Origin of the sequence: Candidatus Nitrospira nitrificans, from assembly GCF_001458775.1 — a bacterium.
Classification (GTDB): Bacteria; Nitrospirota; Nitrospiria; order Nitrospirales; family Nitrospiraceae; genus Nitrospira_D; species Nitrospira_D nitrificans.
The window spans coordinates 91520-111269 of the sequence record NZ_CZPZ01000001.1 but is presented as its reverse complement, the minus strand read 5'-3'; the positions used below and the strand labels follow the sequence as shown (position 1 = coordinate 111269).

The 19750-nt window shown below is 57.8% G+C and carries 18 protein-coding genes; 7 read left to right on the top strand and 11 right to left on the bottom strand.

Annotated features, from left to right (window positions below; all coding sequences use genetic code 11):
• Positions 1–31: 31 nt before the first annotated feature.
• The 11 genes from gspK to COMA2_RS00435 form a co-directional block, all read right to left on the bottom strand.
• Positions 32–976 (bottom strand): type II secretion system minor pseudopilin GspK, encoded by a 945-nt coding sequence (gene gspK, locus COMA2_RS00485; RefSeq protein ID WP_090893676.1) that lies wholly within the window; start codon positions 974–976, stop codon positions 32–34.
• Complete coding sequence (gspM, locus tag COMA2_RS00480) at positions 963–1511, bottom strand: type II secretion system protein GspM (protein WP_090893674.1); 549 nt, start codon at positions 1509–1511, stop codon at positions 963–965. Before gspM ends, gspK begins: the two co-directional genes overlap by 14 nt.
• A complete protein-coding gene (gene pilM / locus COMA2_RS00475; RefSeq protein ID WP_175304294.1) occupies positions 1508–3091 on the bottom strand; it encodes a pilus assembly protein PilM in 1584 nt (527 codons plus the stop codon). The genes gspM and pilM overlap by 4 nt, the downstream gene beginning before the upstream one ends.
• 78 nt (positions 3092–3169) lie before the next feature.
• Complete coding sequence (gene gspN / locus COMA2_RS00470; RefSeq protein ID WP_175304293.1) at positions 3170–4075, bottom strand: type II secretion system protein GspN; 906 nt, start codon at positions 4073–4075, stop codon at positions 3170–3172.
• Positions 4051–4683 carry a type II secretion system protein GspJ gene (locus tag COMA2_RS20400; RefSeq protein WP_217490571.1) on the bottom strand — a complete coding sequence of 211 codons (633 nt, stop codon included), beginning with the start codon at positions 4681–4683 and terminating at the stop codon, positions 4051–4053. Before COMA2_RS20400 ends, gspN begins: the two co-directional genes overlap by 25 nt.
• Positions 4684–4810: 127 nt before the next feature.
• Positions 4811–5248, bottom strand: coding sequence for a prepilin-type N-terminal cleavage/methylation domain-containing protein (locus COMA2_RS00460; protein ID WP_175304292.1), 438 nt, complete (start codon positions 5246–5248; stop codon positions 4811–4813).
• Between the two features lie 126 nt (positions 5249–5374).
• Positions 5375–6091, bottom strand: a complete 717-nt coding sequence (locus tag COMA2_RS00455) for a prepilin-type N-terminal cleavage/methylation domain-containing protein (RefSeq protein WP_090893668.1) — start codon at positions 6089–6091, stop codon at positions 5375–5377.
• 6 nt (positions 6092–6097) lie between these two features.
• Positions 6098–6667 (bottom strand): type II secretion system major pseudopilin GspG, encoded by a 570-nt coding sequence (gene gspG / locus COMA2_RS00450; RefSeq protein WP_090893666.1) that lies wholly within the window; start codon positions 6665–6667, stop codon positions 6098–6100.
• Between the two features lie 77 nt (positions 6668–6744).
• Positions 6745–7983, bottom strand: a complete 1239-nt coding sequence (gene gspF / locus COMA2_RS00445; RefSeq protein WP_175304291.1) for a type II secretion system inner membrane protein GspF — start codon at positions 7981–7983, stop codon at positions 6745–6747.
• A gap of 209 nt (positions 7984–8192) precedes the next feature.
• Positions 8193–10058 (bottom strand): type II secretion system ATPase GspE, encoded by a 1866-nt coding sequence (gene gspE / locus COMA2_RS00440; protein WP_090893664.1) that lies wholly within the window; start codon positions 10056–10058, stop codon positions 8193–8195.
• 74 nt (positions 10059–10132) lie between these two features.
• Positions 10133–11044, bottom strand: coding sequence for a hypothetical protein (locus COMA2_RS00435; RefSeq protein WP_090893662.1), 912 nt, complete (start codon positions 11042–11044; stop codon positions 10133–10135).
• Positions 11045–11192: 148 nt separating this feature from the next.
• Between COMA2_RS00435 and gmd the strand changes: the two genes are divergently transcribed.
• The 7 genes from gmd (at position 11193) to COMA2_RS00400 (ending at position 19746) form a co-directional block, all read left to right on the top strand.
• A complete protein-coding gene (gene gmd / locus COMA2_RS00430; protein WP_090893661.1) occupies positions 11193–12200 on the top strand; it encodes a GDP-mannose 4,6-dehydratase in 1008 nt (335 codons plus the stop codon).
• A gap of 67 nt (positions 12201–12267) precedes the next feature.
• Positions 12268–13203, top strand: coding sequence for a GDP-L-fucose synthase family protein (locus tag COMA2_RS00425; RefSeq protein ID WP_217490570.1), 936 nt, complete (start codon positions 12268–12270; stop codon positions 13201–13203).
• Between the two features lie 158 nt (positions 13204–13361).
• Positions 13362–14462, top strand: coding sequence for a non-hydrolyzing UDP-N-acetylglucosamine 2-epimerase (gene wecB / locus COMA2_RS00420; protein ID WP_090893657.1), 1101 nt, complete (start codon positions 13362–13364; stop codon positions 14460–14462).
• Between the two features lie 687 nt (positions 14463–15149).
• Complete coding sequence (locus COMA2_RS00415; protein WP_090893655.1) at positions 15150–16604, top strand: oligosaccharide flippase family protein; 1455 nt, start codon at positions 15150–15152, stop codon at positions 16602–16604.
• The gene (locus COMA2_RS00410) at positions 16601–17629 is read left to right on the top strand and encodes a glycosyltransferase family 4 protein (protein WP_090893654.1); all 1029 of its coding nucleotides are present in this window, start codon (positions 16601–16603) and stop codon (positions 17627–17629) included. Before COMA2_RS00415 ends, COMA2_RS00410 begins: the two co-directional genes overlap by 4 nt.
• A gap of 8 nt (positions 17630–17637) precedes the next feature.
• Complete coding sequence (locus tag COMA2_RS20860; protein ID WP_281176414.1) at positions 17638–18189, top strand: acyltransferase; 552 nt, start codon at positions 17638–17640, stop codon at positions 18187–18189.
• A 57-nt stretch (positions 18190–18246) separates the two neighbouring features.
• Complete coding sequence (locus tag COMA2_RS00400; protein WP_090893652.1) at positions 18247–19746, top strand: O-antigen ligase family protein; 1500 nt, start codon at positions 18247–18249, stop codon at positions 19744–19746.
• Positions 19747–19750: the final 4 nt, after the last annotated feature.

The following is a 19750-nucleotide window of genomic DNA, read 5'->3' as shown; positions in this document are numbered from 1 at the left end:
CTCTCAACATGCAACATGCAACCTGAAACTCCTATAGAATCTTCAAGTATTCGACGGAGCTCTCACCCTTGGTGGCGTCTCGCTTCAGGACGGCCCATGAGGTTTTGGTCGTTTCATTCACGGTGACGGCGAGACGCGCGGAGAAATAGTCCGATTTGACATCATAGTCGCTTCTGAGCGTCCGACCGATTTCTTGAAAGCTGCTTACTCGATCGAGGTCCACTTTCGTCTTGTAGGGGCGACCTTGGACGATCTCTATCGCCATGGTTTGTGTGACGGTCGGATCCAGGGTCTGAATCACGATGGGATCCGCGGTGTTGATGTTCATCGGCACGCCTCCATCTTGCGGGAAGACCGTGACGTAGGGGGAGATTCGTTCGATGATCTCCGGCGTGAACCCCTTGATGAGCCGGAGATCTCCCAGGCCGGGTAACGGGCTATTCGCGGACCGATAGGGTGGCCTCAACGATTGGTAGTAGAGGCTCTCGGCGCCGGCCGGCTGGGGCACTTCGTCCTGATCCATCCAATCGATGAGCGCGTCGACCAGGGTGGGGCTGACCCTGAGCAGCTCGAACAATCGCTTGGCTCGGAGGATCTTCTTCTTCTGTTCGAGATCGCCTCCCGTGGTCGATGCGAGGTCGTTCAGGTTGAATTTCCCCGTCTCATCCTGGATCTGCGCGGTCAGGAATCCGTCCCCGATCGGATAGTTTTTGATCGGCATGGCCCAGATATCGGTCGGCGCATCGTATTTCTGCCCCGTCATCTTCTCCCGCAAGAGATCTTGCAGCAGCACGGCTCGCGCGGCCTGGACGGCGGCTCGGGTGAGCATGCCTGTTTTGTAATCGTCCCGAAAGGCGGCGGCGGCCCGGTATTCACGGCGCGCTTCCGCATCGAACTCAAGAATCATGGCGGTGAGCAGCGTCAGCACCAGGAGGGCCAAGAGCAGCGCGACGCCTCGTTCATCAGCTCTTGGCATAGCTCAGGACCCGCACGGTTGCGTCGAGATTGACCGGATTATCGAATTTGGGGCGGATCTGCAGGTGGCGAACCTGAAGGTCGTACGGGGCTTGATCGATGGCCACGAGTAATGCCAGCAAGTCCGTCAATTGGATGCCGTCCAATCGGAGATCGACGGCCGTTTCCTGATAGCCTTGCGCCGGCGATTGGACTTGCGGCTGCATGCTGGTGATGCGCTCGCGCACATGGGCGGTGGTGGCCGCTTCCTCCATGAACGTCAGCAGAGAGAAATGGCTGTCGGCTCCCGGCATGCGGCTTTCGGTCAAGGTCAAGCGGTCCCGTTTGGCGAGATAGGCATGGCCGAGCGTCGCCAGTTCGGCCAGCTCTCTCTGCTTCCGAACCTCTTGGCGTCCGAGGCGGTCCAGGCTGTCCAACAGGGGGTCGACGATCAGGATAAAGAGGAGGCTGAGTCCGAGCACGATGCCGCCTCCCAGCACGAGGGTGCGCTCACGCTGCGACATCTGGCGCCAGCGTTCTCGAAAGCTCTGGGTCATGACTTTTCCACCGTGACCGTGATTCGAAAGACGACTTGATTGGGACCGGCGCCCACTCGGGTTTCCGTCACCGCGACATTCTTCAATCGAGGGCTTGAGGCGAAGGTTTGCTTGAGTCGCTCCACGGCGTCGAAAGAGGTCGTCTCACCCTCCATGAGGACGGTCGTTCCGTCCACGGTCAGCTCGCGCACCTTGACCGTCGTTCCGAGCGGGAGTTGTTTCACGAACGTGGAGAGGGTGTGCAAGACCTTGCCCTCCGCCGTGTCGACGACCCCGAGCGCTTTATCCAGGACTCCGATGCGGTACTGGGCTTGATCGAGCTCTTCTCCCGGCGCGGCGCCCGCTCCGAAGAATTGCTCATAGTGGCTGTGCAGCGTCGCTTTCAGCCGAGCGACCCGCTGGTCGTGCAGCCAGAAGTGAATCGAGAAATCCACGATCGCCAGGACGGCAATGACCAGACCGGCGGCGATCGCCAGGCGGCGGTCTTGTTTGGTCGTGGCGCTGTCCGGCAACGATGCGTCGGTGACGCCTTTGAGATCGAGCGCGAGTTCCATGGGCGCCGACGCGAATCGCCACCGCGGCCGGATGATCTTGGGGTGAATCGCCAAGCCGAACGCGATGGAGAATGCCCGTGGGGTGTCGGCTCCGAACCCTTGGCGAGGTCCGACCGGATACAGCCCCAATTGTCGCGAGAGGTAGCCGGCGACTTCTTGAAGTTTTGACCCGCCTCCGCATACCCAACAGTGCGTCAAGCGGCTGCGCTCGTTGCCCAGCTGGGCCTGCAAGGTGATGCGGAGCTCTTTCAGGATCGGCTCCAATAGCCCGTGGACCTGATCCACGTCCATCGTCCGCTTCCGACGCTCCGCGTCGGCGAAGCTACAGGCATGCCGGACGGCCAAGGCGTGCGTCAGATGATTGCCGCCCCACAGGATGGTTCGCAGGAGCAGGGGACGTCCTCCCTGCACGAGGCAGAGCGTCGTCTTCGAGGCTCCAACGTCGATGATGGCGAGGTCTTGCGGGACGGCCGCTCCTTCTTCTTGTAGATATTGCGTGACGGAGAAGAGGGCCATCGCGTCGACATTGATCGCCGAGGGCTCCACATCGGCTTGGGCCAGAAACCGAAGATGCTCCGCGACCTTGTCTCTCGGCGCGGCCGTGACCAGGATCTCCGAGCCCTTGCTTTCGCGGGCCAGGCCTTCCGCCGTGTGTCCGGGCGGCAATATCAGGCTTCCGATCGCAAGATCTTCGAGCGGCATCGGGACGAGATTCTCGACCTCGAAGGGGACGACTTGCGCGAGCTTGGTCGAATCCTTGAAGGGAAAAGACAGGGTTCTGACGAACAGATCCTGACAGGGAATCGCGGTCACCAACCGGTCCGTGGCATAGAGTCCGTTTCGCCAGAGGAATCCACGCAGCGACTGTACGCGTCGAGCCGGCTCGAGATCCTCGGGACGGGAAAACGGCAGGGGCTGTTGAAAGTAATCGATCGTTTCCCGCCCGCTCAGACGGCGGCGGAAACGCACGGCCTTCAGTCCCGTTTGCCCGATATCCAGTCCGACACATTCGTTTGTGATAGACATGAATCCCTTCTGCATGCGTTTCAAGTTTCAGGTTTCAAGTTTTCCGGCAACATGAAACTCGAAACATGGACCCGTACTTTACAATGCGATCCTCGCCTGTGCCAAGGTCCCGACGATCTTGACGGTCATGGCCGTGCCAGGCTGCGGCGAGGGAAAACCCAGCGCGCCGGCTTTCGAGACGAATCCGTGGCCTGGGACGACCGTCACCGTGAGATTCACTTGGCTGTGTTGGAGGGGTTGCTGGAGGGTGAGATATCCTTCGCCCGTAAAGGAGCCATCGATGCCGTCGCCCTTCAGCTGCGTCACATCGCAACGGAGGTCGCGGCATGCCAGTCCGGCCGAGACCTGGCTGAATGTGAGCGACAGCGTGCGCCCGTTTCCGAGCGGAATCTGATCGATCACCAGGTCCGTCGCTTCGGCGGTCCACGTTCCTTCCCCTTTCATCGTGGCGACGGTCGCTCGGCCGGAATCGATTCGGTGGGAAAAATTGCCGGTCAGCGTGCCGCGCGTGACGTAGCGGCGAAGGAGTTTGGACAGGTCTACCTGTTGCACGTGTCCCTTGATCGTGACGGGGCCGTCCAAGGACAGCGACGAGGCCGTGACGGTGCCTTTCGCGAGATCCGTCGGAGACGCGGTCTCCGTGAGTTTGGCGACGATATCGAGCCCGAGCGTGCCGCCTAACGCGGACAGGACGCCGAGCTTGGCTTGCAACGCGGCCAATTGGATCGGGGTCCAGTCCGGTTTCGATACGGTGACGTTCCGCCATTCAAGGCTCGGGGGGAGATCCACCGTCCAATCGGCCACTCGGACGTCCATCCCTGTGGCCCGCGTGAGTTCCGCCACGATCCGCGCCTGGAGCATTCCGTACGGGAACGTCGCGATCAGGCACAGCGCCAGGATGGAGATTCCCCCTCCCGTCCACGCCAGGATCTCTCGCCATGCTTCAGGCCACGTGATGGTCATGATGCGCCGATCGTCACCCATTCCCGCACCGTCCATGGATCGGCATCGGGGTATTGAAACGTCACTTCGATCAACAAGGCCTTCGGGATTTTTGTGACCGCCGGCCATTCGTCGATCCAGATCCGGTTCTGGTCGTCGTAATAGCGGATATTGAACGCGTGGACGCGGTCGGCCAGTTCCATCTGGCTCAACGACTCCTGCGTGTCGGTCAGCGTATAGAGGTTCCGGCGGACGAACCGAATCAGCCGATCTCGTTCACGCGTGTACACCACGCGAACCGTCTCGCTTTCCTTGGCGGCCGACGTGCTCAATTCCTGACTCATCGCAAGGATGGCGAGGATATCGGCCGGTTGTCCGTCCTGTGTTCCGTTCGTTCCCACCCACGGGTACTGGGACGTGCGTTTGCTGAGCGCAATTTCTTCGGCCATGAGACGCAAGATTCGTCTGATCGTTTGTTCCTTCGCCACATGGTCTCGTCCCGCCTCCACGGCTCTCGTCGTCATGACGAGCGATCCGAAGACCATGGCGCCGATCATGCCCAGCAAGGCCACGGCCACCATGACTTCGACGAGCGTAAAGCCCGCCTCGGATTTAGAAGACCGTTGAATGAGTATGTTACGTTCACGCATGTTTGATATCGACGGAATCAGCGGAACCCGCAGGATGCTCAAAATGGCCGTCCAGCGACGCGCCTTGCTTCGCGAAGCCGCTTCGGCAAGGCGGGGAACAAAGCCGGCGGACTTTTTCAGCATCCTGCTAAAAGGTGGAACGGCCGGCAAAGACATAGGTGCTGACCTCTATCGATTCTTCCACCTCGCCCCGCAGCCACGAGATCTTGATCCGAATCTCCCGAATCAACTCCAGCGGCGTGGGAGCGATCGTCCGCTTCCATCTGTACCCGACCGCCCTCGGAACCGCCTGGATGGTGGTTTGTGCCCCAAGCGGGAGGTTCAGAAACTCTCCGGCGGTTTCTCCGATGGCATATTGTCCTGAGAGTTCGGTCTCCAATAGTTTCTCTTGGGCCAACAGCGTGGCGGCGGTCAATTCGGACGCTCTCTCCTGGAGCCCCAGGTCGAAATTCCTGAGGCCGAGAAGAATCGGGAGCGCGATCGCCAGCAGGGCGATGGCCAACAGTACTTCGAGCAGCGTGAATCCATCGTCATCGGGCTCGGTTCGGTGCCTATCTCGTGCCATTGCGATCCAGCAGGATGTTGCAAAGTCTTCCGGCGGCGTTCTCGCGTCATTTGAAAACAGGTGAAGCGGCCTCGCCGGACAATCTTTTTGAACATCCTGGGGCATTTCTGTTTGAGTCGGACACAATCATCCCGCCGGCGTTCCGGCCTTTGCTTGCTGGTTCGGTTTCAACAACAACCGGACTCGGTCGGGGATGATTGGGTTCAGGGGAGGGTCGAGCCGCTCGTCGCTGACCCGAATCCCTCCCGTCAATGAATCGACCGCCAGACCCAAGAGATTGTTCTTCGCATCCATCAGATACAGTGTGACCGGCTCAATCCGGCCGTTGCCGAAGAAGGACACGTCGACTCGCCCGGAAAAGCGTTTCTCTTGTCCGACGGAGACCTCCGTAAATCGGATCGACTCCGGCAGCGACCGAGGGAGCTTCCAGGCTGGGTCAAGGGGAATCCGTTCTTCCTTGCCCTCCACCATCATCATCCAATAGGTTCCCTGATCGAGGTCGAGATAGAGCTTCAAGGGCTTTTGGCTTGTGGCCGCCAGTCCTTGAACGGTTCGAAGGACGCCGACAAGTTTCCGTCCAGTGGAGCCCAAGTCCTCGGTAAGACTGATCCGCGGGAAGACGACGACCACGACGACGGACAGGAGAAACAGGACGATCAGCATTTCGAGGATGGTGAAACCGGCGGAAGAGCGTGAAACGTGAAACGTGAAACGTGAAACGTGAAGCGTGAAGCGTGACCGGTGAGGCGATGAAGAGAGCGTGAGGGGAGAGCGGCCAGTGCGCTTGAATCGCCTGCCCGATACTCGATGACCAGTGCCCATCAACCAGTGCCCATCAACCATTGACGCTTACTCTTTGTCGAGGTTCCAATTGGTGATGTCGGCGTTCACGCCCTCTCCACCGACCTCGCCGTCCGTTCCAAGGGAGGTGATTTCATACTCCACCTTGTATTCTCCCCTTTGGACCGGGCTGAGATACTTATAGGGATTGGCCCAGGGATCTTCCGGAAGTTTCGGCAGGTATCCGCCGATCTTCCATTTCTTCGGGATCACGCCGACGGTGGGTTTTTCCACGAGCGCCTTGAGCCCCTGTTCCGTCGAGGGATAAACGCCGTTATCCAGTTTGTAGAGTTGCAACGCGCCCTCGATATTGCGGATCTGGACTTTCGCCGCGGTGCGCTTGGCATCATCCGTTCTGCCCATGATGCGTGGGACGACCAGGGCCGCGAGGATGGCCAGGATGGCCACGACGACCATGATCTCGATGAATGTAAAGCCGCCCGTCGCGCGTGAAGCGTGAAGCGCCTGCCTGCCGAGACGGCGGCGCAGGCAGGTGAAGCGTGAAGCGAGTGGGGTGTTTCCACGAAGCGATGCCCGTCCGTTCTTTAACGAGCCCAAGATCCGTCCTTCTTTGTCCATGCTGTTTCTCTCCCTCTGTCTTGTTCGACCTTCAACCCACGCTGACTCGGCGCGCGATTCTCGGTGCCGTGCGCATTTCACCGAACCATCTGGCCCATTTCGAAGATGGGCAAGAGAATCGCGACGACGATGAAAAGGACAACGGCGCCCATGGCCAGGATCATGACCGGCTCCATGAGCGAGGTCAAGCGGGTGATGACCCGTTCCACCTCTCCGTCGTAGATTTGACTCACTCGGCGCAACATCTCTTCCATTTCACCGCTCTTTTCCCCGACGGCGATCATGTGGGTGACCAGGGCCGGAAATTCACCGCTCCGCTTGAGCGGATCGGCGATCGTCTCGCCCTCGCGGATGTTCTGCCGTGCCGCTTCGACCGTTTCTTCCAGCACGCGATTGTTCATGACGCGCTTCGAGACATCCATCGCGTCGAGCAGCTGAACCCCGCTGGCCAACATCGTGGCCAGGGTGCTGGTGAGTCGTGAAATCGACACCATCCGCGCGACGTCTCCGATCAACGGAGCCCTGAGTATCAGCCGGTCCGCCATCATGCGACCCGCCCCGGTCCGAATGAAGCGTCGCATCAGGTAGAGGCCTCCGAGGAGAACCCCGACCAACACCATCCAGTAGTCGGCAAAGAACTGACTGACCGACATCAAGGCGACCGTCGGCCACGGCAAGGCTTGTTTCTGTTGCGCGAACACCATCGTAATCTTGGGGACGACGAACGTAATGAGGAAAAAGAGGATCGCCGACCCGATCACGAGCATGATGAGGGGGTAGAGCATCGCATTGGTGACCTTGTTCCTCAGGGCCAGTTGTTTCTCCAGGAACTCCGTGAGCCGGAACAGAATCTGATCCAGCGCTCCACTGGTTTCGCCGGCCCGCACCATATGCACATAGATCAGAGAGAAATCCTTCTCATACGTTTCCAAGACGGCGCTCAACGCTTTCCCGCCCCGGACTTGCTCTCGGATATCGGCGAGGAGAGCCTTGATCGGTTTCTTCTCGGCTTGGTCCACCAAGACGCCGAGGGCTTCGACCAACGGAAGGCCGGCTACGAGGAGTGTCGCAAACTGCCTGGTCATGAGGGCCAGGTCGGTGGAGCCGAGGGTGGCCGATCGGCCCAGGGATCGCTCGGCGCGGCCGCGGGTTGTGTGTTGCGATTGAGGCGGGGTTTGGCCCTGCTCGACGACGTCGGTGGGATAGACGCCCTCTTTCCTCAGTTTGAGGCGGGCGACCTTGGCGTTCTCCGCATCAATGATGCCGGTTGCGGTTCCGCCGTCGTTTCGGTAACCCTGGTACTGATAGACCGGCACGTCAACACACTCCGTGGCCGCTACTGCCTGTATGATTCATAGCTCGTTTGCTGCAATCGTCCGGTTCTCGAATCGAAACGTGGCTCGTCGTTCGTGACGCGTATCCCGCACATAACGATGAAATGCGCTCTCTTTCCGTCCGGTGCTTCACGCTCAGCCTCGCTGAGCGGGCGAAGCGGGCTTCACGAGTTAGGCTTCACGTCTTCTTCTCAGACATCGATCTCCTGTTGCGTGATCCGCATGACTTCTTCCAGTGTGGTTTGGCCTTGGAGAACTCGTTCGGTCCCCTCTTGTTTCAGCGTCACCATACCGTTGGCGAGGGCGGCATGCTTGATGGCCGTCGAGTCGGCTTTGCCGCCGATGAGCCGCCGAATTTCATCGTTGAGCACCATGAGCTCGAAAATTCCGGTGCGCCCGCGATAGCCGGTTTGGGAACAGGCGGCGCACCCGGCTCCTCGATAGAGGGTCACGTCGGATCCGGGCGCGACGTCCAAGCGACTGAGTTCGTCCTCGCTCGGCGCATAGGGACGCTTGCAGTCCGGGCAAATTCTTCTCAGCAGTCGTTGGGCCAGGACCGCCACGACCGACGAAGCGACCAGAAACGGTTCGATTCCCATATCGATCAGACGGGTGGCGGCGCTCGCCGCATCGTTCGTATGCAGGGTGGAAAACACCAAGTGTCCGGTGAGGGAGGCATGAATGGCGATCTCCGCCGTTTCGCGGTCGCGAATTTCGCCGATCATGATGACATCGGGGTCTTGCCGGAGAATCGAGCGCAGCCCCGCGGCAAACGACAGGTTGATCTTGGGGTTCACTTGCATCTGTCCGATGCCGAGCAGTTGGTATTCCACGGGGTCTTCGACCGTGATGATATTTTTGTCCGGCGCATTGATGTGGCTCAAGGCGGCATACAGAGTCGTGGTTTTGCCGCTTCCTGTCGGGCCGGTGACGAGAATGATCCCGTGCGCCAGTTGGATCAGCTGATGGATCACGGCCAGTCGATCTTTCGAAAAACCCATTTCCGAGAGGTTCAGCAGACGATTTTCCTTCTCAAGCAATCGCAAGACCACCCGCTCGCCGTGCGAGGTGGGCAAGACCGAGACTCGAAGGTCGACGTCTTTTCCGGAGGTGCGGATGGCGAACCGGCCGTCCTGCGGCAAGCGCTTTTCGGCGATATTGAGGCCGGCCATGATTTTGAGGCGCGCGATAATGCTGGCCTGCAAATGTTTGGGCGGCGTGAGGACCGGGTAGAGCACGCCGTCGATGCGATATCGCACCACCAACCCGCGCTCGAACGATTCGAAATGGATGTCGCTCGCCCGTTGCCGAACCGCCTGAAACAACACCGAGTTGACCAATCGGATGATCGGCGCTTCATCGGTGGCATCCAGCAAGTCTTGCGGCTCATCGAGCTCATGCGCGAGTTGGTCGAGACTCTGGTTGGCCGCGATGTCCTCCATCACTTGTTCCGCGCCGGCCGGGTTGGCGATTTCGTCGTAGGCTCGGTTCAAGCAGGCCAGCAGCACGACGCTGGTGGTCAACACCGGTTTGATCGGTTTGCCTAACAGTAATCGAAGGTCATCCAGCGCGACGGTTTCCAGAGGATCGGTCGATGCGGTCAGAATGGCCCCTTCCTCATAGCGAAGCGGCAAGACGCGGTAGCGCCGACAAAATGCGATGGGGACCTTCTTGATCAGCTCGTGGTCCACATGGGTGGTCTCGAGCTGAGGCATCCAGGCTATCTCGAATTGATGGGCGAGCGCCTCCAGCACGTGCTCTTCCCTCAGGAGGCGCAGATGCAGCAGGACCTCTCCCAGCAGGCCGCCTTTTTCCTGCTGATAGGCCAAGGCTTCTTCGAGTTTGGAGTCCAAGAGGTTGAACTTTTCCCCGAGAATGCGGCCCAATAGAGGACGGCGAACGTGAGGAGTGGGGTGATCGTTGTCGAGTTGTTCGGACAATTGGTCTTGACCTCTCCGGCCTGGAGACGCGCCATAATCGGTCGGGTCTCCGCTCCGCTTCCATCTCGGTCGTAAAGATACTCTCCCTTCCGACGGCCTGGCAAGGACGGCGCGCATGCCTTGCGCACCATGACGGCGCCGAGGAGTCCACGTTGACAGGGATACGAAGGAGAAGCGCGCTGACGCCCGTGTCAGCGAAGCTCGTACGTAATCGTCGAGCGCTGATTGTTTCGGAGCATGTCGAGCTTGACGATCTGCTCATTCTTCAGTTGTTGAAGCAAATTCAACATGGTGCTGGGATCGCGAATATCGACTCCGTTGACGCGCTGCAGGACATCTCCCGTCTGGACCCCGATTTTTTCATAGAAACTGGTCGGCGCGATATAGTCCAGGCGAAACCCGTTGACGTTTCCATTCACCATATGAGGCACGGCCCTGGCTTGGGATAAGAGTTTCGGCAGATCGTTCATGGCCTGCTCCACTTCACGCCGATCGACGACTTTGCGGAGCGGAACGCCGCCGGTCGGCGTCTGAGCGGCAGACGGCGCGGGAGCAGTCGAACCGCCTGGAGCCGCCGGGTTTTCCCACATTGCCAGCTCCAATAATTCCTCCAGGTCGCCCTGGCGGACCAGGATTCCGTTCCGCCGGATCTCACTCACTTCTCCCAGGTCGAGGACCTGGTCATGGACGCGATACAACATCTGTTGTTTGGAGGCCAGCTCCTCGACGATCGCAAAGACACCGCGCTGATCGCCCAATACGATCCCGAGCACCCGCATTCTGGCTGCCAAGCCGAGCGACGCTCGAACGGGGCGGCCGGAGGAGGAGCCTCGCCCGTTGGCATTCGTGACTCCATCCTGAGGCGCGGTGGGGAGCACGAACAGGCCGCTGGCGCGCACATCCTCCACTGCCTGGGTCGGCGAATAGGAGGCGAGCAACGAAGCCGTCCGGCGATCATCGCCGGACCCGACCGAATGCGTCGGGATCACATACAAGGCCTCGGCGACAAAGGCATTGATGGAGTGGGCGATCAGAAGGCCGCTTCCGACCAGACAGATGAAGAGCCCGATGCGGCGCCGATGTTGATGAAGGAGTGATGCCACGATATCGCCTCTGGTTCTACCTGCCCATCGTACATGCCTCCTATCCGTGGTCGCAAGAATCTTTTAGCGACTTCTTTTCAGATCATGAGTAGACAAAGGGACCGAAGCACGCAATAATCCCTTCCTCGCTCATCGGGAGAGTCTCCACGTGAAGAAAGCGCTGATTACCGGGATTACAGGCCAAGATGGGTCGTATCTTGCTGAGTTGTTGCTGGAGAAGGGATACGAAGTCTACGGCATCATCCGGCGGTCCAGCTCGTTCAATACGGGGCGGATCGATTCCATTTATGAAGATCCGCATGTCCCGCGCCGGCGCCTGCACTTGGTCTATGGCGACCTGAACGACGCCAGTTCCCTCAATCGTATCTTAAGGACCGTCCAGCCCGATGAAATCTATAATCTCGGGGCCCAGAGTCATGTGCGTGTCAGTTTCGATATTCCGGAATATACCGGAGAGATCACCGGATTGGGCACCATCCGTCTCTTGGAGGCCATCCGAGAGTCAGGGCTCAAGCCCAAGTTTTACCAAGCCTCGTCCAGCGAAATGTTCGGCAAGGTGCTGGAGGTGCCCCAGAAAGAAACGACGCCGTTCTATCCCAGGAGTCCATATGGGGCCGCCAAGGTGTATGCGTACTGGATCACCGTGAACTATCGGGAGGCCTACGATCTGTTCGCCTGTAACGGCCTCCTCTTCAATCATGAATCGCCGCGGCGGGGTGAAACCTTCGTGACGCGGAAAATTACGAAAGCGGCGGCGCGGATCAAGCTCGGTATTCAACAGGAGTTGTTTCTCGGCAACCTTGATGCCAAGCGGGACTGGGGTTTTGCCGGGGACTATGTCGAAGCCATGTGGATGATGTTGCAAGCCCCGAGGCCGGATGACTATGTCATCGCGACCGGCGAAACGCATACCGTGAAGGAGATGCTGGAGCTGGCATTCGACCGTCTGCAACTGGACTGGACCAAACATGTGAAGATCGATGCCAAGTACTACCGCCCGACCGAGGTCGATTTGCTCATCGGCGATGCCAGCAAGGCGAGGACCCATCTCGGGTGGCAGCCCAAAGTCCGGTTCGAAGCACTGATCGCCATGATGGTCGATGCGGATTTGGCGGCGGAGAAAGAGAAACTAGATGGGACGAGAAAGAGAACTTGAGGTTGGAGGAGGATAGAGGTTGGAGGGGAGGCGGAACTCAACAAGGTCATTTTGGGAAGAGCAATGCGTGGTCGTCACCGGCGGCGCCGGATTTCTCGGTTCGTTCGTCGTCGAGCAGTTGCGCGCGAAGGGCTGTCGACAGATCGTCGTTCCACGCAGCAAGGATTACGATCTCGTCCGGATGGATGCCGTCCGGCAACTCTATGGCGATGCGAACCCCGATATCGTCATCCATCTCGCCGCGCGTGTCGGCGGCATCGGCGCCAACCAGGCCAATCCCGGTCGGTTCTTTTACGAGAATCTGATGATGGGGACGCAGCTGATCGAAGTCGGCCGTCAACGAGGATTGAAGAAATTTGTGGCGCTTGGAACCATCTGCGCGTATCCCAAGTTCGCTCCGATTCCCTTCAAAGAAGACGACATCTGGAACGGGTACCCGGAAGAAACCAATGCCCCCTACGGGCTGGCGAAGAAAATGATGCTGGTGCAGTCCCAGGCCTACCGGCAACAGTACGGGTTCAATTCGATCGTGCTCTTTCCCGTCAACCTGTATGGACCTCGCGATAACTTCGATTTGGAAACGTCTCACGTCATTCCGGCACTCATACGGAAATGCGTTGCCGCAAAGGAAGCGGGGCAGGTTTCGATGACGCTCTGGGGAGACGGGTCGCCAAGCCGAGAGTTCTTGTATGTCGAGGATGCGGCCGAGGGCGTTCTTTTGGCGGCCGAACAGTATGAGGGGAGTTTCCCGGTCAACTTAGGAACCGGTGAAGAAGTGGCCATTCGGGATCTTGCTAAGATGATTGCGACTGAGGTGGAGTTCACGGGGCACATTCAGTGGGATACGTCAAAACCGAATGGCCAGCCTCGGCGGTGTCTGGACGTCAGTCGGGCCAAGCAACTCTTCGGCTTTGAAGCCCGGCATGGCTTGCGCGACGGGTTGAAGAAGACGATCCAATGGTTTCATGACAATCGTCAGATGATACGGGAAGTGCAATTCTAATGAGATGCCGAAAAAGTCCGCCGCCGGCGTTCCTTGCCTCGCCGAAGCGCTTCGCGCAGGCGGGTCCCCCATCGCGCAGAGGTTCACTGTACCGAAGCGTACGCCTCGAAGTCTGCCAAGGTAGATTGATGAGAATCACATCCAAGTTGAGGTGAACGGTGAAGCGTATCGATATCATCGCGGGGGCCCGGCCGAATTTCATGAAAATCGCCCCGATCATTGAAGCGCTCAACGCAGCTGAGCGCCGTGGCGGGCAGCTCCGATACCGATTGATTCATACAGGCCAACATTACGACCGCGCGATGTCCGGCAGTTTTTTCGAAGAACTCGGGATCCCCGATCCGGACATCAATCTCGAGGTGGGGTCGGGCACTCAAGCCGAACAGACCGCCGGAATCATGGTCGGGTATGAACAGGTCTTACTGAAGGAAACGAGCGACCTCTGTCTGGTTGTCGGCGATGTGACGTCCACGATGGCCTGTTCTATTGCCGCGCGCAAGCTCGGCGTGCCGGTGGCTCATGTGGAGGGCGGGATTCGGTCCGGCGATTGGACCATGCCGGAAGAAATCAACCGGGTGGTGACCGACTCCATCACCAATTGGTTTTTTACGACGAGCGAAACGGCCAACCACAATTTGCGCCGGGCCGGCGTGACCGACGATCAGATCTTTTTCGTCGGCAATACGATGATCGATACCTTGCTCAAACAGTTGCCTCGGCTGCGTCAGCCTGCCTGCTGGGAGTCCCTCGCCTTGCGGCCCGGTCGCTATATGGTCATCACGCTCCATCGTCCGGCCAATGTGGATGGAGAACAACAACTGCTCCGATTGCTGCGCGCCATTGCAGATGGAACCAAAGGCCTGCCCGTTATCTTTCCGGTCCATCCGAGGACGGCTAAGAATCTGAGAGACACGCAGAACACGCTCCCGTCCATGCACTACGTCGATCCACTGGGCTATTTGGAATTCAATTACCTGGTGAAGCATGCCAAGGGTGTGATCACCGATTCAGGAGGGATTACCGAGGAAACGACGGTGCTTGGTGTGCCGTGCCTCACCCTGCGCGACAACACCGAACGTCCCGAGACCGTCACCATCGGCACCAACGAACTGATCGGAACTGATCCGAGCAAGCTGCCACCCGCGCTTGCGCGCTTGATGGCCGGGCAATGGAAGAAAGGGGCGATTCCACCGAAATGGGACGGCAAGGCGGCGGAACGGATTGTGGCACAGCTGGAACGAGTGTTGATCAATAGGTGATCATGAGCGGCCTTCTGGAGAGCCGCACTCAACCGAATTGTGCGCGCTCTGGTAATTCACAGGTCAATCCGTGAAACTTCGCGTTGAATAGTCCTCCGCGTCCTTGTCTGTCCTAATTAGTACAGCTCTGTACGGTCTTGCCTTCGTTCATGTAAGTCACAGTTCCCTTGCCTGATTCGCAACTCACTGATTCAGTGCACCATTCAATGCCCTCATGCAGGACCAAGTCTTGCTGTCCGAAAAATCATTTTAATTTGTCACATGTGTCTATGGTCAATATCATCACGGTAGCCTTCCCGGCTGATTTGACATGAATGAGTCGGTGCGCTGTCGGCTGACTGCGCATGCTGCTCGCGGACAGCCAGTGGCGGCGAGCGGCGCTTGGAAACAAAGACATAACTTTGGACGAACAGGCGGAAATCAGCGGTCGCGATCTCTGGTGGGGCAGCTGAACTGGCATTGCGCCACCGAGGCGAGGTTGCAAAGCAGCGGATTGCAAGGTGGGTAATTAGCTGACATGCGCAAGAAGTTACTCGCTCTCATACTCGTAAGCAGCCGAACATGATTCACTCTCAATAAGCCTGCCATCTGTGAAATATCGGCTCCGTAAATCAACTGCCACGATAGTGCAGGAGAGCTAGGGTTCAGGTGATAAAAGAAAAACCGCAATACTTACTTGGAATACTTATGTCCGGGGGAGCGAACCTGTTAGGGATGGCAGCCTCGCTCATCACCGTTATGGTCGCCGCTCGTCTTTTATCTCAGGAAGAGCTGGGGGCATTTTTTCTTGTGATGCTGCTTGCGCAGTGTACGGCATTATTCGGTGATATTGGTTTCCAGAATACTGCGATTAAAACGCTTTCTTCTTTATCCGTGACTTCCCCGAATTTCACTCACACATCCCGATATATCATGACAATAGCGGCACTGACCGCATTGGCTGCATCTCTTGGCGTGATCTGTCTCTTGCCGTTCGTGACATCGCTATGGCCGTACCAATACTTTCACGACCATGCGGTTCTCGCGGCTCCTGTAGCATTCCTCACAGCGACAACACAAGTTTCGATGGCACTCCTGATCGGGGCGAGGCAATTTAGGAGGCTTTCCATATTGAGTGCCGGGATGGAAACCCTGCGCGCGATTCTGTCCATCGGTGGGTTATTGATAGGGTTCGGTGTCGGCTCACTCCTTTGGGGCATGATCATTTCTCGTCTCATCGGCATCAGCCTCGCGTGGGCATGGATGCCGTTCGTATTTATTCCACAATTTCATCACCCACAACGCTCACAGATCTTCAAATTTGGGGGGTGGTTATACGGCTGTTCCATGATGTCGGTGGCGATGGTGCGGACGGCGGATACCCTCCTGACGACGTACCTGGGACCCGCAGCGCTCGCCGTCTACTCCGCCGCGATGCAAGTGCCGAGTGCCCTGCAGCGAGTGTTTGAGTCTATCCGCCCGACACTGTTGGGGTATGTCTCCTCGCAAGATAATGCCGGGACGAATCCGCAAACGAGGTTGATCCGGATAATGTCGGCGCTCTTGGCGGTGGTCGCCACCGGTCTAATCTGGCTCTCGAGCCCGTTGATGACCCTGCTCTATTCTGAGAAATACGCCATGGGCGTGCACATCATGCAGACGTTGAGCGTGTGGGCGGTTTTTACTGTGATCAACTATCTCTATTCGGTCATCTTGATCGGGAATGGACAATCAAGGGCTGCGTTTCTGCTGACATTGCCTCAGTTCGTCGTCATGCTGATTGCCGCGACGGTCTTGGTCCCGCGCTATCATGGATTCGGCGCCGCCCTGGCATTACTCGTCACGGCCTTTGTCGGCAACCTGGTGGGGGCATGGCTGCTCGGAGCAGACGGGACAGAGCGATGCAGATTGGCTGTGGGGTTTCTCAGAGTCGCAGTGCCGCTGTTGGTCTGCCTCGGCCTGGTGGTGAATGTGCCACAGTCCTTTGTAATTGAGTTTGGCCTCGCCTGTCTGACGATCGTGTTCCTAGTCATCACCGGAGCGTTGTTAGGGGATGATGTCAAGGCATTCCGAGCGATGCTGGTCGGCCTGGTGAAACGTACGCCGACCTCTCCGGCTCCATCGGGCGTACTTCTCGAACCGGCATCCGTTAAACGCCTATGAGGGTCTTATTTCTGACATATCCGCGGATCGGCCTCAATCGCGGCGGATTACAGATTCAGATTGAGGAGACCGCCAAGGCACTCGCTGAACTCGGGGTCGAGGTCGTGTTCTATGATCCGTGGAGCAATCAAATTCCGGACGTAGATCTGTGTCATGTCTTCAGTATCGACGGATCGATGCTGTCGCATCTGGAACGAGCTCGGACGCTACGCAAACCCATCGTTATTTCTCCGGTGTTCAGTGCCTTTCGTCACGGGGTGTTGTTGACGCGAATCAAGGCGCTCCTGTCCCGCTCACTTCCTGGAATGTACAGCGATTTGACGCGCGCTCGACACATGCTGGACATGGCATCTCAGATTCTGGTGTTGAATCGCGAGGAAGAGGCCTTGCTTTCCCACGCATTCCCCGATGTAGCTCGGAAACGCATCACCATTGTCCCGAACGGCATCGACACGCGGTTTCTGAAAGGAGATCCAGCTCTTTTCATTCAGCACTATGGCGTGGATAGGTTTGTCTTGGCCGTGGGCTCCATAGAGCCGAATAAGAATCAATTGGCGCTCATTCGGGCGATGCAGGGATCGGATGCCTCATTGGTTTTGATAGGGCGCATCCATGAAAAATATCAAGAGTATCATCGGCAGTGCCACGAGGCGGCGTCTAAAGCGAAGGTGTTGTTTATCGGCGAGCTTCGCCACGACGATCCGATGCTTGCGTCTGCGTTTTCTGCGGCAACCCTGTTTGCCTTACCGAGTTTTTCTGAAGTGATGCCGTTGAGTCTCTACGAAGCGGCTTTGGCGGGATGCAACATTATCGCCGCTCGCTCTTTCCCGCTGCACCTCGACCTGGTTCCCCACGTAGCCCGATTCGACCCTTCCGACATTGCCGCATTGTCCGTCTTGATTGCCGGAGAATTGCACCGCCCTTCTGATAATCGCCTCCAAGCGGCCGCGTCGTTGATGGCGTCCTGGGGGGAGGTCGGTCGGAAAATCGCCACCCTGTATCGAGATCTTCTCTGCTGTCAGTAGGGAGTAATGTGGATTTTGCAAAGATCAAGAAGTGGACGTTTTTTATCCTCTACCATGGAGTGGCCAAGCATTTACCCATCAGCTCGTATCCTCTCGGACAGTTTGGACAACGGTTACGCAGAGCTTGTTGTCGCAGACTATTTCGACGATGTGGTCATGCCGTCAATATCGAGCACGGGGCGGATTTCATGTTCGGCGACACAATTGAGATCGGCCATAGGAGCGGGATCGGAATCGATGCGTTCATTCGCGCAGACCTCGTGATAGGGCGTGATGTCATGATGGGACCTCGGGTCACCATCTATGGCCGGTATCACAAATGGGATCGAGTCGATATTCCGATGATGGACCAAGGAATGGGTGAGTACGATCGCATCATGATTGAAGACGACGTCTGGATTGGGGCGAATGCCATCATTCTTAAGGGTGTCACGATCGGGAAGGGCGCGATTGTGGGCGCAGGAGCGGTCGTCAAAAACAACGTGCCTGCGTATGCCATTGTCGGCGGGAATCCGGCGAAGGTTATCCGTTCCAGGATTTCTGAGGAGGTGCGCACCTGAGCCTGCGTCCGTTACGTCCGGTTGTATCGTCGTAACTCAAGCGGGTCCTGGTCTCATATGTCTGCATGTGAAATCATAGGCAATACCGGCGCGGAAGAGAGACTCACCGCGCCCACGCACAAGCACGAGTCCCGTTCGACGTCCGACATGAAGCCGTTGGAGTTGAGTTGGATAGATGTCTCGTTGCTTATGTGTTTGTGGGGACTGGTGCTGGTGTGCTCCGTCATCAGTCTTGGTGTCGCCGCTCCGACAGTCTTCTTGCTCATTGCCACCATTCTTATCGTCCGCAACCCCAGCAATGGGCTGCTGATACTACTGTTGATTTTTTACGCTCCGGCGATCACCGTCGGCCTGCCGAATATTTTCACTGTGACCGCGTCCCTGGTGCTTGTCCGCACCGTCCTGATGAATCCGGCTTCGTTGGCTGGTTTGTTGCTGCGACCTAGCCGCGTACTGCTCTGGGCGGGGGTGTTTGTATTGTTCGTCACCATACAAACGATGTTTTCGGACAACATCATGTTGGCGCTGACGTACTACAAGAAATATCTTGAAGGCATCGTGCTTCTCGGCATTCTCTCTGTTTCGATTCGATCATCCGATGATCTCAGGCGAGTGTTGAGCTGGTGGGCGATCGTTGCCGGCCTGGCTACTCTCGTGAAAGCGATTCACATCTACATGGGCGATGATACCGTGTTGTATCGCACCATGGAGAAGATGTTTGCGAATGATGCATTCGACCTTGAGCATCGTATTCACATCCGTCATGGAGGAGAGACCGGTCGGCGATTCTTGCTGCCTGGAGAGGAACCGAACTACACGAGTGCGGGTCTTGCATTCCCCTTTGCCATGGCATTGGCCTTTTACCGCAACAGCCGGGGGAGCAGCAAAATATTCTGGACGGTAATCGCAGGGTTGACTGCCGTCGCCTGCGTGGGGACCTACAGTCGGAGCGGATTTCTCGTGATCGCTTTGATCGGCGGGCTGTATCTCTTACGTGGAAACCTTGCTCAGGCTGTGGTTCCACTGGGACTCTTGGGAGGAGTGTTTATTGCAGCCGTCACACTGATTCCGTCTTTGCATAAGAGAATCTTCGGCATCGGCGGAGCCGTGCAGGAAGGCGCGACGGGTCGCTTTGATCTTTGGCAGCAAGCGATCGACATGTGGCTTGAGTCTCCGGTGTTCGGGAGCGGCATGTCGTCGTTTTACGATCGGTACCATGGGGCTGTTCATAACAGTTATCTCCAAGTATTGGCGGAAACGGGGCTGGTGGGATTTCTGCTGTATCTCATGGTGATCGTTACCGCCGTCCGAATCGGACAACGACTGCATGCAGGCGTTCCGCATGCATGTGACTCTCGGGAGATCGAGCTGAGCGCGATGACGCGGGCGGGACTAATCGGGTTTTGCTTTATGATTTCCACGGTCACGTATCAGGATGTCAAGTTGTTTTGGCTGGCGCTGGGGATGTATGCCGCCATGTTTACGGTAAGCCGTCATGCCACAGCGGACCAGCCTCCGCCCATCGTTTCCCACCATCGGATAATAGGCGAGGCATGAAGTC

Bases quoted from the DNA above. Each gene is read 5' to 3' on its own strand.
- COMA2_RS00400 (WP_090893652.1), top strand. From the start codon at position 18,247: ATGTCTGCATGTGAAATCATAGGCAATACCGGCGCGGAAGAGAGACTC.
- COMA2_RS00455 (WP_090893668.1), bottom strand. From the start codon at position 6,091: ATGGTTGATGGGCACTGGTTGATGGGCACTGGTCATCGAGTATCGGGC.
- gspN (WP_175304293.1), bottom strand. From the start codon at position 4,075: ATGGGTGACGATCGGCGCATCATGACCATCACGTGGCCTGAAGCATGG.
- gspK (WP_090893676.1), bottom strand. From the start codon at position 976: ATGCCAAGAGCTGATGAACGAGGCGTCGCGCTGCTCTTGGCCCTCCTG.
- gspM (WP_090893674.1), bottom strand. From the start codon at position 1,511: ATGACCCAGAGCTTTCGAGAACGCTGGCGCCAGATGTCGCAGCGTGAG.
- gspG (WP_090893666.1), bottom strand. From the start codon at position 6,667: ATGGACAAAGAAGGACGGATCTTGGGCTCGTTAAAGAACGGACGGGCA.
- COMA2_RS00460 (WP_175304292.1), bottom strand. From the start codon at position 5,248: ATGGCACGAGATAGGCACCGAACCGAGCCCGATGACGATGGATTCACG.
- gspE (WP_090893664.1), bottom strand. From the start codon at position 10,058: ATGCGCGCCGTCCTTGCCAGGCCGTCGGAAGGGAGAGTATCTTTACGA.
- COMA2_RS00415 (WP_090893655.1), top strand. From the start codon at position 15,150: ATGTCCGGGGGAGCGAACCTGTTAGGGATGGCAGCCTCGCTCATCACC.
- COMA2_RS20400 (WP_217490571.1), bottom strand. From the start codon at position 4,683: ATGCGTGAACGTAACATACTCATTCAACGGTCTTCTAAATCCGAGGCG.
- pilM (WP_175304294.1), bottom strand. From the start codon at position 3,091: ATGTCTATCACAAACGAATGTGTCGGACTGGATATCGGGCAAACGGGA.
- COMA2_RS00410 (WP_090893654.1), top strand. From the start codon at position 16,601: ATGAGGGTCTTATTTCTGACATATCCGCGGATCGGCCTCAATCGCGGC.